Origin of the sequence: Streptomyces sp. NBC_01190 (assembly GCF_045039895.1) — a bacterium.
In the GTDB taxonomy this organism is placed as follows: Bacteria; Actinomycetota; Actinomycetes; order Streptomycetales; family Streptomycetaceae; genus Actinacidiphila.
Genome location: NZ_CP108580.1, coordinates 3089145 through 3102408 on the forward strand (window position 1 = coordinate 3089145; position 13264 = coordinate 3102408).

The following is a 13264-nucleotide window of genomic DNA, read 5'->3' on the forward strand; positions in this document are numbered from 1 at the left end:
ATGTGCACTCCCGATTCCGGCCTGTGGACAACTCGACTCGGAGTTATCCACAGGCCGGTGGATCGGCCACGCGGCGGTGTCCCGGCAGCGGTTATCGTCCAAGAACAAGCAGATCGAATCGGGGGAAATGAGGAAAAGATGCGTCTGTCGTTGACTGTGGTCGACCTGCTCGCCGCGGCACGCGCGGATGTCGTGGTCGAAGCCGATTGTGCGGCGACCATCGCGGATGTCGTGCGCGAATTGAGTCGCAAGGTTGGCGGGTGCGGGCCGGAGATGTCATCCATCCACGGCGGGGCGTTACGCGGGTCCGCTGCTCCAGTGGCGTATGTGGACGGACACCAGCTCGATCCCGCCTCGTCGCTGGCTCGGTCACCCCTGCGGGAGGGCGCGGTGGTGAGCCTCCACGACCCGGCCGGCTGCCTGCCCGGCGAACCCACGGGTGTGGTGGAGCTGCGGGTCGTGGGCGGCCCGGACGCCGGCGCGGTGCATCGGCTCGACATCGGCAAGGCGGAGATCGGCCGGGGCCGGGCCGCCCGGATCAGGATCGACGATCCGGAGCTCGCCCCGCGCGCGGCACTGCTGACGGTAAACCAGGACGGTACCTGCCGGGTGTCGGTCGGGGATGAGCAGATCAGGGACTGGCCGCTCGGTGGGCAGCTCGCCCTCGGCAACACCCTGGTGGAACTCGGCCCCTACGTCCCGCCGAACGCGGCCCTGCGTCCGGGGGAGGACGGTGTGACACTCGAGTACAACCGCCCGCCGCGATTGCCGCCACCGGAGCGCGTCACCGTCTTCCGGCTGCCGAGCCCGCCGAAGGAGCCGGGTGCCAGGCCGCTGCCATGGCTGATGACGATCGTGCCGCTGCTGGTGGCCGTGACGGTGGCGTTCCTGACGCACCGTCCGACGTATCTGATCATGGCGGTGGTCGGCCCACTGGTCATGGTCGGCAACTACTTCACGGATCGAAAGCACGGTCGCACATCGTTCGCCAGGACGGTAGCCGACTACCGGGAACGCCGGGAGCGTGTGGAGCAGGACGCCCGCGATGCGCTCGACACCGAGCGCATGGACCGGGCGGCGGCCTCACCCGACCCGGCGACCGTGCTCAACACGGCCACCGGTCCCCGCACCAGATTGTGGGAGCGGCGGCGGGGCGACCCTGACCATCTGCTGATCCGGGTCGGCACGGCGACGGTGCCCTCCGATGTGGTGCTGGAGGATCCGGAGCAGGAGGAACACCGGCGCGGGATTCCTTGCGGGCTCAATGACACGCCGGTCGCCCTTGAGCTGCGGCGACTCGGGGTGATCGGGTTCGCGGCGCCGGACGATGGGGCCCGGGGACTCGGCCGTTGGGCAGTGGCGCAGTCGGCGACATTGAGCGGTCCGGGCGATGTTCGGTTCTATGTGCTCACCGAGCGGTCGGCACGGGAGAGCTGGGAGTGGGTGCGGTGGTTGCCGCACGCCCGACCGCCCGAGGGACAGGATGCCTCGGCGCTGCTGGGCACGGACGCGGAGACGGTCGCGGCACGTGTGGCGGAGCTGTTGTCGGTGCTCGCCGACCGGCAGCGGGCCAGGGCGAAGGCGGGCTCGGCGGCCGACCGGCCCGGTTTCTTCAAAGGGCCCGACATCGTGGTGGTCCTCGACGGCTCCCGGCGGCTGCGGGCGCTGCCCGGTGTGATCCAACTGCTGCGAGAGGGGCCCGGGGTCGGGATGTTCCTGATCTGCCTGGACACCGAGGAGCGCTTTCTGCCTGCGGAGTGCCAGGGCGTGGCGGTCACCGAGTCCGCCGGGCCGAGGGAGTGCGGTGCGGCCGCTGAGGCCTTCGGGGCGGCGTGCGTCCCGTTGGTTCCGGCGGCGAGGATCGGTGGCCTGGCCTCACCGGGTCGGACCGATACGCCGTACGACGCGGTCCCGGCACCGGGCCGCACCGCCGTGCCGAAGATCGGGGCAGGGCTCCGCCAGGGTGAGTCGGTTTCGCGGCTCGGCGGCGGCGCGGCCGCCCCGAGCAGCCGAGCGCGGGCTCAGCGAGGCGGGGCTGGGCCACCGAAGGTCGGGTTGCGGGCAGTGGGACTGCCCAAGGCTGAGTCGCCGAAGATCGGATTGCCGAAGGGCGGTGCCGCGAAACGGGGATTGCCGAAGGCTGGCTTCCGGGAAGGGCGGGGGCGGCTGCGGAAGGCGGAGTCGCCCAACGGAAGTGCCTCGGAGAGGGTTGTGCCCGGAGGCGGGTTCCCGTCGCACGACGCCTGGTATGGCGAGGCGCGGCAGGCTGGGGCTACCGCTGGGGATCCGGGTACAGCGCCTTTCCGGCTGCGGGTGGAGCAGGTGGGAGCCGCTCCTGTTCGCCACGTGCGGCCCGACGTCGTGTCGCCGGCCTGGTGCGCCCGGGTGGCCCGCGGTCTGGCGCCGCTGCGCGACGTCAGCGGTGAGGCGGAGGGTCCGGCGCTGCCGTCGGCGAGCCGGTTGCTCGATGTGCTGGGCCTGGAGCCGCCGACCGCCGAGGGCATCGCCGCCCGCTGGCGGGTGAGCCCGAGGTCCACCCGGGCGGTGGTGGGCGAGTCCTATGACGGGCCCTTCGCCATCGACATCCGCCGGGACGGCCCGCACGGGCTGATCGCCGGCACCACGGGTTCGGGCAAGTCGGAACTGCTCCAGACGATCGTGGCGTCGCTGGCTGTGGCCAACACCCCCGAGGCGATGACCTTTGTGCTCGTGGATTACAAGGGCGGCTCGGCGTTCAAGGAGTGCGTCCGGCTGCCGCACACGGTCGGCATGGTCACGGACCTCGACGCCCACCTGGTGGAGCGGGCGCTGGAGTCCCTGGGCGCGGAGTTGAGGCGGCGTGAGCACATCCTGGCCGAGGCGGGCGCCAAGGACATCGAGGACTACACGGATCTGGTGACGGCGGGACGGCAGGGCGCCCCGATGCCGCGGCTGGTCATCGTGATCGACGAGTTCGCCTCGCTGGTGCGCGAACTGCCCGACTTCGTGGCCGGGCTGGTGAACATCGCGCAGCGGGGCCGATCGCTGGGCATCCATCTGCTCCTGGCCACACAGCGCCCGAGCGGGGTCGTCTCGCCGGAGATCCGCGCCAACACCAATCTGCGGATCGCGCTGCGGGTCACCGACGGCATCGAGTCCGCCGACGTCATTGACACCCCGGACGCCGGGACCATCCCCAAGTCCACTCCGGGCCGGGCCTATGTGCGGCTGGGCGCGGGTTCGTTGGTGCCATTTCAGACCGGTCGGGTGGGCGGACGGCGTCTCGACGCGGCGGAGAAGGTGCCGGCAACGCCGTGGGTGGAGGTGGTGGAGTGGGAGCGACTCGGTCGGGGCGTGCCACGAGGTCCGGCGGCGGCCGAGGACACCGCGGACGTGACGACCGACCTTGACGTGCTGGTGGCGGCGATCCGCGGGGCGAATGAGCGGATGCGGATCCCCGCGCAGCACTGCCCGTGGCTGCCCGCGCTCCCCGACGTGCTGCCGATCGGTGAGGTGCCGATGCCGATGCCGGAGGCGGGTGGCGCATTGCCGGCCGCGCCCTACGGTGTCGAGGATCTTCCGCGGGTGCAGTCGAGGCGAGCGCTCGCCGTGGACTTCCGGACCTTCGGGCATCTGCTCGCCGCCGGGGCGCCGCGGTCGGGGCGGTCACAGTTGCTGCGGACCGTCGCCGGTTCGCTGGCGCGGACCCATTCGACCGCCGACCTGCATCTCTACGGGATCGACTGCGGGAACGGCGCGCTGAACCCGCTGACGAGGTTGCCGCACTGCGGGGCGGTGGTCAGCCGTTCACAGTCCGAGCGGGTGGTGCGGCTGGTCGAGCGGCTTCGAGCGGAGTTGACGCGACGCCAGGAACTACTGGCGAGAACCGGTTTCGCCGATATCGGGGAGCAGCGGGCGGCGGTGACCGGCGAGGAGCGCCTGCCGCACATCGTGGTTCTGCTGGACCGGTGGGAGGGCTGGACCGCCTCGCTGGGGGAGTTGGACCACGGGGCGCTCACCGAGGAGTTGCTCACCTTCCTGCGCGAGGGTGCCTCGGTCGGCATTCACCTGGTCATCACCGGCGATCGGAGCTTGATGGCGGGGCGGATCGCGGGCCTTACCGAGGACAAGATCGCGTTCCGGATGGCGGATCGCGCGGACTTCGCGCTGCTCTCGGTCAACCCGCGCAAGGTGCGGGACGGGTTGCCGCCGGGTCGTGCGTATCGCGCCGAGTCGGGCGTCGAGGCGCAGATCGCGCTGCTATCGGGTGAGGCCACCGGCCAGGGCCAGGCCGCGGCGCTGGCCGCGATCGGTGCCGCGACCGGCGAGCGGGACGCGGGGGTGCCGCGTGCCCGGCGACCGTTTCGGGTGGACGTGCTGCCGTCGCGGCTCTCCTTCACGGATGCCTGGGGGCTGCGGGACAGGGACGCTGCGCGGCGCCCGCTGTGGTCGCTGGTCGGTGTGGGTGGCGACGAACTCACCGGCCACGGTCCCGACCTGGCCGAGGGGCTGCCCGCGTTTGTGATCGGCGGGCCGGGCAGGTCGGGGCGGTCGACTCTGCTGCTCGCCCTGGCCCGTGGCTGGCAGCGGCAGGGGGTGTCGTTGGTGGTGGCGGCGCCACGCCCCTCACCGCTTCGGGAACTGGCCGGGGGCGAGGGGGTGCTGCGGGTGTTCACCGGGAGCGATCTGTCGGCGGCCGAGTTGGCCGGGGTGCTGGCGGGAGCCGCCGGGGCGCCGGCGGTGGTGCTGGTCGATGATGCCGAGACGTTGCGGGACTGCGACGCCGGGGACGTACTGAAGGAGGTCATCGCCGGTGGCCGGGAGCGGGGCCGGGCGGTGGTGCTGGCCGGCGCCGAGGAGGACGTCTGTGCCGGCTTCTCCGGCTGGCAGGTCGAGGCCAAGAAGGCTCACCGCGGGGCGCTGCTCTCTCCCCGGCAGATGACGAGCGGCGAGCTGATCGGTACCCGGCTCAGCCGCGGCCACGTCGGCGCCCAGGTGACGCCGGGCCGTGCACTGCTCCACCTCGGCGACGGCGAACTCCGGACGGTGACGGTCCCGCTGACGATATGACCGGGCACCCGTCCACGGGGAAGCTGTTCGGGACCCCGTCCTCCGTGACGGCCATTCAGGGGCGCCGTACCTGGGCCCGGTCGGGGCGCCGCGCCCGCTGCTCCGGGTGGCGTGGGCGGCGAGCCGGGCCGGGAGGAGAAGGCGTCGGGGCGGTCGTCCTCGGGCGCACTCATCCCCCGGGGCGGCTGTCGGGGCGCCCCGCGTCCTGGCTGGGGAGGAACGGGGGGTTAGTTGCTGGGGAGGCCGGTGCGGGAGAAGGTGTCGGTGGGGCCGTTGGTCCACTTTACGGTGAGGGTTTTGCCGTCGGTGGCGAGTACGCCGTGGCCAGAGGTGCGTTCCTTGTCGCCGTCCATGCAGGTCATGGTGAGGCCGATGCCGTTCTTGTCGGTGAAGGCGCCGCCGCACAGATGGGTGCTGGTCAGGCCGGCCTTTCCGTCGCTGCCCAGGACGAGTTGGACCTTGGTGCCGCCCGACGTGGCCAGCCAGACCCCTTCGACGCCGGTGGTCGGGACGGCGCTCGGGGTGTCACTCCCGGTGGGCGAGGGGGTGGTGGTCGTCGGCGATGGGCTCGGTGAGGGGCTCGCGCCGCGGGCGCTGCCGCTCGGCTGGGCGGTGCCGGTGGGCCGGGCGGAGTCGGAGGCGATCGCGGTGGGCTGCTGGGCGCGGTCGCCGTTGTTGTCGCCGCCGCATCCGCTCAGCGTCAGCACGGCCGCGACGGCCACCGCCGCGAATCCCGCTCCCGCGAACCTACGACCACGGCAACCCATCGGTACTCCCCCATGTCGCTATCCGTATCCAGCGCATCGCAAGTTACCAGCAGGCCCCGGGGTGGTGCGCCGGCCAATGCGTTGACGGTGGAAGGACCATGGCGGACGGAAGCCGGACAGTCCATAGATGTCCAATAGAGTAGGCCCAAGCGTGCGGCGGGCGACCGGCGTATTTCCATGGAATGCCGGGAAAGGGTCGATTCAGTGGCGTCGCAGATCAGCGGCGCCGTGACACGATTCGGGAAAGACCTTCGCATAAACGCCGTGGCCGTCTTCGGCGAGGACTGACACTACGTCATCAAATCGATACCCGACACCGCCGAGGCATCATCCCTTCGACCCCTTCGATCCCTTTGACCGTTCGGCGAGCCGGCCGATCGTATCGAAGCCGATCTTCCGTCGAAGACGGTCCGTGGTCGGCCAATTCCCGGCAACCCATGGGAAGTAGCGCCGGCGTCGTCCGTGACTTCCCGTAGTCCGCGGATTCGCCTCCGTTCCGTTCACCGCTTCGCGGAAGGCCGAGCGCCGGGTGCCGAACCGTGGCCCCGGGCGGCCCCCACTCGGGCGCCTGGCCGCACGCCGTCCCGCCCAGCCACGGACCCGAGCCCCGGCCTCGGACCGAGCCGGGCCCTGCCCCCCCGCTCGGCTCACCGCTTACGCCGCCCCGACCGACCCCTGTAACGCGTCGGCGGGCCCCATCGCCTCGGGCAGGAAGCTCTCCAGCGTCGCGTACCAGGCCCCGGGCTGCTCCCAGGGGACGAGCGGGCCGGCGTCGGGGATCTCGGCGTATCGGCCCCGGGGCAGGACCCGGACCATCTCCTGGGCCTCGGCGCGGCCGAGCAGTCCGTCGAGGCCGCGGACGACCAGGGCGGGGCAGGTGACATGGGCCAGCTCGTCCCAGTGGGCGTCTCTTATCCAGGGATCGCGGGAGCGCAGCAGGTGCTCCGTGGCGTAGAGCGGGCGCCAGCCGTCCTGGCGCTCCTCCATCACCTCGGCGAAGTAATCGCCCCTGACCGGGTCGGGCGAGTCGGTCCGGCCGCAGCCGGCCGCGAACCAGCGCCGCACATCGCCGAGGGTGGCGAAGGGCACCGGCCAGCTCGCCAGCCAGTCGGCCAGTTCGCGCTGCCTGACCTCGCCGACCGGGGAGGCGCGCATGTCGCAGATGACGACGGCCGCGACCAGATCGGGCCGACGGGCGGCGCACTGCCAGGCGGTGAGCGCGCCCATGGAGTGGCCGACAAGGGTGACCGGGGCCAGGCCGAGCTGTTCGACCGCGGCGATGGCGTCCGCGACATACGCGTCCGGCGTGTAAGGGCCGCCGGGCTTGCCGCTGCGGCCGTGGCCGCGCTGGTCGAGGGCGAGCACCCGGTAGTGCGGGGCGAGCCGGCGGGCGGTCGGCGCCCAGTGCGAGGCGCGGCCGAGCAGCCCGTGCAGCATCAGCACGCCGGGGCGTCCGCCGGGCGGACCGGGGACCCCGACGGTGTCCGCCCCCGCGAATTCCCAGGCCGCGAGGCGTACATCGCCCGCACCCCGCACCTCGTGCCGCTGGATCATCTGCCGCACCTCCATCCGCCCCACACGCTATCGAACTCTTATTCGAACAAGTGGGCGGCGCGGCCAACACCCCTCGTTCGAGTGACAAGGCACCGGGATTGGCCACGGACGCCGAGGGGAGGACTCCAGCGGGGCGCGGTGCGAAGGGGAAGCGGACCGCGACGGAGGTACTCGGGAAGCTCGGGGTCCCGGGTCCGCCGAGGGGGAAGCCGGGGGGAATCGGGGGATCAGGAGGGGGTCGGGGAGGGATCAGGGAGGGGACAAGAGGGGGGACCCAAAGGGGGGTCGCAGGGGGGAAGGCCCCGGCGCCGTAAAGCGGCGCCGGGGCCCAGCACTCGACCTGTCGGGCGGGTCAGCCACCGCTCACCTCTTCGCCACGAACACATGCGAGGCGATCTCGGAGTCCAGCTCGGCCGCCTCACCGCCACTGCCGACCAGCACACCGCCCGGCGCGCTCGTCACACTGATCACAGCGCCCGGCTGCACACCGGCCCGCCGCAAGGTGTACATCACCTGTGCGTCGGTCTGGATCGGCTCGCCGATCCGGCGGACCACCACGCTGGCCCCCGCCTCACCGGGCCGGAGCTCGTTGAGGCTGACCATCCCCTCCTCCAGGAAGGGGTCAGCGGCGCCCGACTCGCCCAGCTCCTCCAAGCCGGGGATGGGGTTGCCGTACGGCGACTCGGTCGGGTGCTGCAACAGCTCCAGCACCCGCCGCTCCACCGCCTCGCTCATCACGTGTTCCCAGCGGCACGCCTCCGCGTGCACCTGTTCCCACTCCAGGCCGATCACATCGACCAGCAGGCATTCCGCGATGCGGTGTTTCCGCATCACCCGGGTCGCCGTCCGGCGGCCTTCGTCACTCAATTCCAGATGCCGGTCCCCGGCGACGTGCAACAGCCCGTCGCGCTCCATGCGTGCGACCGTTTGGGAGACCGTCGGGCCGCTCTGGTCGAGCCGCTCCGCGATCCGGGCACGCATCGGGACCACACCCTCCTCTTCCAGCTCCAGGATGGTGCGGAGGTACATCTCCGTCGTATCGATCAGTCCGGACATCGCGCCTCTCGTGTACTTGTGCGTGGCCCTCGGTCAATTCTGACGCATCCAACCGACAAGCGGCCCCGATGTCGGATTCCCGTCTTGACACCGCTAGCTCGCGGGCCCCACGGTGATCCGCATGAGTGAGCCCCCACGGCCCTTGTCGGACCGGTATCTCGATGCTGCCATCGCCCTGCTGGGCCGGGTCAGGGACGAGGAGGGGGCCGGGATCAAGGCCGCGGCCACCGCCGTGGCCGACGCCATCGCCGCAGGTGGCAGGGTGTTCACCTTCGGTGCGGGACACTCCTCGCTGCCGGCCCAGGACGTGGTGTACCGGGCGGGCGGGCTCGCCCTGGTGAATCTGCTCACGGTCCCCGGTGCCACCGGGGTGGACGTGGTGCCGGCCACCCTCGGCAGCGCGCTGGAGAGAGTCGAGGGTCTGGCGACCGTCGTATTGGAGACAAGTCCGGTGCGGGCCGGGGACGTGCTCTTCGTGATATCGCTGTCCGGCCGCAACACCCTGCCGGTGGAGATGGCGCAGCGCGCCCGCGCGCTCGGGGTGACGGTGATCGGTGTGACGTCGGTCGCCTACGCGGCGGGGACCCGGTCGCGCCACGCCTCGGGGACGTTCCTCAAGGACCACTGCGACATCGTGCTGGACTCCAAGATCGCGGTGGGCGACGCGGAGCTGGCCGACGACGCGATACCGGCGCCCTTCGGTCCCGCGTCAACGGTGGTGACCAGCGCGCTGATGCAGGCGGTCGTCGCCACGGCCGCCGCCGATCTGGCCGCCCGTGGCATCACCCCGCCCATGATCCGCTCGGGCAATGTGGACGGCGGCCACGCGTGGAACAGCCAGGTCTTCGAGGAGCACCGGGACCGGATCTTCTTCCGCCACTCCGCCCGCCGCTGACCCACCCACAATCGCCGCGCCACCGACCAAACGTCCGGCCCGCGGCACCCACAGCCACCCCGCCGCCGCCCCTAGCGACTCCCCGCCGGCCCCACCGAGCCCGCCAGGTCCAGCGCCATCGCGACCCTCGCCGCCACGTCCTCCCCGTACGCCGCGTCCGCCCGGTCGAAGACGCGCCGGCCGGAGGTCCGCAGGAAGGTGAGCGCCCCGACCGTACGCCCCCGGCTGCGCAGCACCGTGGTGAGCGCGTGCATCGTGCCCGGCGGCCAGCGCCTGGCCGCCGCCCACGCGTCGGTACGCTCCCGGGGCGCCTGGTCGGCCGGGTCGGAGGCGGCGAAGCTGCTGCGCACCGTGCCGAGCCGTTCCACCGCCTGGAGCACGGGGTGGCCGGTCTCGTAGCCGACCGGCACGGCATTGCCGTCCAGGGGCAGGGCGGGGCCCTTCTCGCCGTCGGGGGTGGCGGCGATCCGGACCAGCCGCCCGCCGGCGTCCGCGAGGTCGACCAGCGCGTGGTCGGCGAATCCGGCGAGCGCGAAGTCCAGTTGGAGCAGGGCCGCCTCAAGGGCGTTCTCGCACTCGGCGGCGGCCCGGTCGGCGCGGTGGAGCTGCTGGTAGCGGAAACGTATCCGGGTGCTCTGCTGCTCGACCGTCTTCTGCTCGGTGACGTCGGCGAAGAGCCAGCCGACGCCGAGCGGCACCGGCTCCTCGCCGAGCGGGGAGCCGAGCAGCACGAAACCGCTGCGCCAGCAGTACCGGGCGCCGGTCGGGTCTCCGCGCAGACTGACCCACACCTCCACACCGGCCGGTGAGACGCCTTCGGCGAGTACGTGCTGGAAGGTGTTCTCCAACTCCTCGACGCCTTGGTCGAGGAGATCGCCGAGCGGCCTGCCGAGCAGCGCGTCGCGGCCGGAGCGCATCAGCCGGGCCGCCTGCTCGTTGACCACGGCGGGCCGCAGATCCGCGTCTATGAGGACCACGCCCCAGGAGGCCTCGGCGAAGAGCGACTCGCTGAGCGCGATGGAGCGCTCCAGGTCGATCTGCGCGTGCACCTCGGAGAAGGCGCAGTAGACGCCGGCCGGGCGACCGTCGGCGCCGGCCACCGCGGCGGTCTGGGCGCGGACCAGCACCCGGCGGCCGTCCTTGGTCAGCAGCGCGAACTCGTGCACCTGGCGTCCCGGGGCGTCCATCGCCGCGAGGAGTCGTTCCTCGGTGCCCCGGGCGTCGGCGGCCCGCGCCGCCCAGCCGCCGAAGCCTTTGCGGCCGATGGCCTCCTCGGCGCTCCAGCCGAGGATCCGGACGGCCTCGGTGTTCCAGTGGGTGACCACGCCGTCCCGGTCGAAAGCGCACAAGCCCGCTTCCATCCCGTCCAGCAGCGCGGCCAGCAACTGCTCATCGCCCTTGGGTTGCGCATCGAATGGCTGCACGGCACACCATTCAACCCGGGTGTGCCCTGTGTCACAGGAGATTTACATAAATCAGTTGTGCGTTTGCCGGATCGCTTTTTAGTGTGGAGGTACACACGAAGGGAGGTGGTCTGAAGCATGAGTTGCAGTCGGACACGTGAGGTGACTGCGGGCTAGCACCGCGCACTCGGCGTGCACATTGCTCGCCAATCCCACGCAGTTCACCCGGCCCGCGGGCTCGTCGGACTTGTCCGGCCGGTGCTCGGAGCCACCTGGCTCCGGGGAGCAGCCCGCGGGTCGTTTGCGTTCCCGTCCGGACCAGGACCGGATCCGACCAGGACCCAGCCCGGACCGGACCCGACCTGGACCCGACCCAGCCGGAAGCCCCCGCCTCCTACGGCGCCAGCCGCTCCACCCGCCACCGCCCGCCGTCCTCCCGCGCATACCGCAGGCGGTCATGCAGCCGGTTCTCCCGCCCCTGCCAGAACTCGACGCTCGCCGCGACCACCCGATAGCCGCCCCAGTGCTCGGGCACCGGCACCCGCGTACCGGTCGGCCAGCGGGCGGCCTGCTCCTCGTACGCCTCCTCCAGCACGGCCCGCGAGGCGACCACGCTCGACTGCTCGCTGGCCCGCGCGCCGAGCCGCGAGCCGTACGGCCGGCTGTGGAAGTACGCCTCGGTCTCCGCCGCCGTGACCCGCTCGGCCCGGCCGGCGACGATCACCTGGCGGGCGATCGGGTGCCAGGGGAAGAGCAGCGAGACATACGGATTGGCGGCGAGTTCGCGGCCCTTGTGCGAGCCGTAGTTGCTGAAGAAGACGAAGCCGCGCGGGTCGTAGCCCTTGAGCAGCACCGTACGGGAGCTGGGGACGCCGTCCGGGGCCGCCGTGGAGACGATCATCGCGTTGGGCTCGGTGAGCGCGCCGTTCCCGGCGGCCCGCACGGCGTCCGCGAACCAGTGGGCGAACTGCTCGTAGGGGTCGGCCGCCAGCTCCGTCTCGTCGAGGCCGGCCGCCTGGTACTGCTTGCGCATGGCCGCCGGGTCGTCGCCGGGTACGGCCCGTGCCGCCGGCTCCTCGACGTGTACGGCCCGCGCGGCCGGTTCCTCGGCGGGCACCGCCCGGTCGCGTCCCTCATGGGGCTCTCGTGGTTCTCGCACCCGCACATCTTGCAGGAGTCCGGCCGCCGTCGCCGGTGGCCGCCGCCCGAGCGGGCCCCGGCGTACGGATACGCGGCGTTTCACCCGGTCCGCCACGCCCCCCGGCAGCGAGAATCGTCAGCGGCACGCGTACCCCGACGACCCGCACCCCCCAGGACGCCCAACCACCCACTCACCCCGCCACGCCCCGCACCCCAGAACCCCCGCCCCCGCCCCCGCCCCCGCACCAGAGGAGCCGCCTCATGTCCGACGTCGTTCCGGGACTCGAAGGAGTCGTCGCGTTCGAGACGGAGATCGCCGAGCCGGACCGGGAGGGTGGCGCGCTGCGCTACCGAGGGGTCGACATCGAGGACCTCGTCGGCCACGTGGGGTTCGGAAACGTGTGGGGCCTGCTGGTGGACGGGAAGTTCAACCCGGGTCTGCCGCCGGCGGAGCCCTTCCCGATCCCGGTGCACTCGGGCGACGTGCGGGTCGACGTCCAGTCCGCGCTGGCCATGCTCGCCCCGGTCTGGGGGCTGAAGCCGCTGCTGGACATCGACGCCCAGGAGGCCAGGGACGATCTGGCCCGGGCGGCTGTGATGGCGCTGTCGTACGTGGCCCAGTCGGCGCGCGGGCAGGGCGTGCCGATGGTGCCTCAGGGTGAGATCGACCAGGCGCGCTCGATCGCCGAGCGCTTCATGATCCGCTGGCGCGGCGAACCCGACCCGCGCCACGTCGCCGCCATTGACGCCTACTGGTGCTCGGCCGCCGAGCACGGCATGAACGCCTCCACCTTCACCGCCCGGGTGATCGCCTCGACGGGCGCCGATGTGGCCGCGGCGCTCTCCGGCGCGGTCGGCGCGATGTCGGGGCCGCTGCACGGGGGCGCGCCCTCGCGGGTGCTCGGCATGATCGAGGAGGTCGAGCGGACCGGCGACGCCGAGGGGTACGTCCGGGCGGTGCTCGACCGGGGCGACCGGCTGATGGGCTTCGGGCACCGCGTCTACCGGGCGGAGGACCCGCGGGCCAGGGTGCTCCGCCGGACCGCCAGGGAGCTGGGCACGCCGCGCTACGAGGCCGCCGCCGCGCTGGAGTCGGCGGCGCTCGCCGAGCTGAACGCGCGCCGTCCCGACCGGGTGCTGGCCACCAATGTGGAGTTCTGGGCGGCGATCCTGCTGGACTTCGCCGAGGTGCCCGCACACCTGTTCACCTCGATGTTCACCTGTGCGCGCACCGCCGGCTGGTCGGCGCACATCCTGGAGCAGAAACGCACCGGCCGGCTGATCCGCCCCTCCGCCCGTTATGTCGGCCCGGAAAGCCGCAGCCCACAGGAGGTCGAGGGGTACACGGCGGTGGCGCACTGACGGCGTGCGGCCGCCGAGCACCCCGGTCCTGCCGCCTT

General features: G+C 72.4%; 8 protein-coding genes. 3 read left to right on the forward strand and 5 right to left on the reverse strand.

From position 1 onward, the window contains the following. The first annotated feature begins 138 nt into the window (after positions 1-138). A complete protein-coding gene (locus tag OG519_RS12885) occupies positions 139-5049 on the forward strand; it encodes an FtsK/SpoIIIE domain-containing protein (RefSeq protein WP_405582729.1) in 4911 nt (1636 codons plus the stop codon). Between the two features lie 227 nt (positions 5050-5276). Here OG519_RS12885 and OG519_RS12890 read toward each other — a convergent pair whose 3' ends face one another. The 3 genes from OG519_RS12890 to OG519_RS12900 all read right to left on the reverse strand — a co-directional run bounded on the left by OG519_RS12890 (position 5277) and on the right by OG519_RS12900 (position 8426). Beyond that, complete coding sequence (locus OG519_RS12890) at positions 5277-5771, reverse strand: hypothetical protein (protein ID WP_405582731.1); 495 nt, start codon at positions 5769-5771, stop codon at positions 5277-5279. A gap of 699 nt (positions 5772-6470) precedes the next feature. Further along, positions 6471-7370, reverse strand: a complete 900-nt coding sequence (locus OG519_RS12895; protein WP_405582733.1) for an alpha/beta fold hydrolase — start codon at positions 7368-7370, stop codon at positions 6471-6473. Positions 7371-7733: 363 nt separating this feature from the next. Then, complete coding sequence (locus OG519_RS12900; RefSeq protein ID WP_405582735.1) at positions 7734-8426, reverse strand: metal-dependent transcriptional regulator; 693 nt, start codon at positions 8424-8426, stop codon at positions 7734-7736. A 121-nt stretch (positions 8427-8547) separates the two neighbouring features. On the opposite strand from OG519_RS12900, the gene OG519_RS12905 reads away from it, so the two are divergent. Beyond that, entirely contained in the window at positions 8548-9321 is a 774-nt protein-coding gene (locus tag OG519_RS12905; RefSeq protein ID WP_405582737.1) for an SIS domain-containing protein, read from the forward strand. A 71-nt stretch (positions 9322-9392) separates the two neighbouring features. Here OG519_RS12905 and OG519_RS12910 read toward each other — a convergent pair whose 3' ends face one another. Both OG519_RS12910 and pdxH read right to left on the reverse strand, forming a co-directional pair. Further along, positions 9393-10745 (reverse strand): PAS domain-containing protein, encoded by a 1353-nt coding sequence (locus OG519_RS12910; RefSeq protein ID WP_405582739.1) that lies wholly within the window; start codon positions 10743-10745, stop codon positions 9393-9395. A gap of 373 nt (positions 10746-11118) precedes the next feature. Next, positions 11119-11757 (reverse strand): pyridoxamine 5'-phosphate oxidase, encoded by a 639-nt coding sequence (gene pdxH / locus OG519_RS12915; RefSeq protein WP_405592694.1) that lies wholly within the window; start codon positions 11755-11757, stop codon positions 11119-11121. Between the two features lie 368 nt (positions 11758-12125). Here pdxH and OG519_RS12920 point away from each other — a divergent pair, with 368 nt between their 5' ends. Then, entirely contained in the window at positions 12126-13226 is a 1101-nt protein-coding gene (locus OG519_RS12920; protein ID WP_405582741.1) for a citrate synthase 2, read from the forward strand. Positions 13227-13264 lie beyond the last annotated feature (38 nt).

Bases quoted from the DNA above. Each gene is read 5' to 3' on its own strand.
- OG519_RS12895 (WP_405582733.1), bottom strand. From the start codon at position 7,370: ATGATCCAGCGGCACGAGGTGCGGGGTGCGGGCGATGTACGCCTCGCG.
- OG519_RS12920 (WP_405582741.1), top strand. From the start codon at position 12,126: ATGTCCGACGTCGTTCCGGGACTCGAAGGAGTCGTCGCGTTCGAGACG.
- OG519_RS12900 (WP_405582735.1), bottom strand. From the start codon at position 8,426: ATGTCCGGACTGATCGATACGACGGAGATGTACCTCCGCACCATCCTG.
- pdxH (WP_405592694.1), bottom strand. From the start codon at position 11,757: ATGCGCAAGCAGTACCAGGCGGCCGGCCTCGACGAGACGGAGCTGGCG.
- OG519_RS12905 (WP_405582737.1), top strand. From the start codon at position 8,548: ATGAGTGAGCCCCCACGGCCCTTGTCGGACCGGTATCTCGATGCTGCC.
- OG519_RS12885 (WP_405582729.1), top strand. From the start codon at position 139: ATGCGTCTGTCGTTGACTGTGGTCGACCTGCTCGCCGCGGCACGCGCG.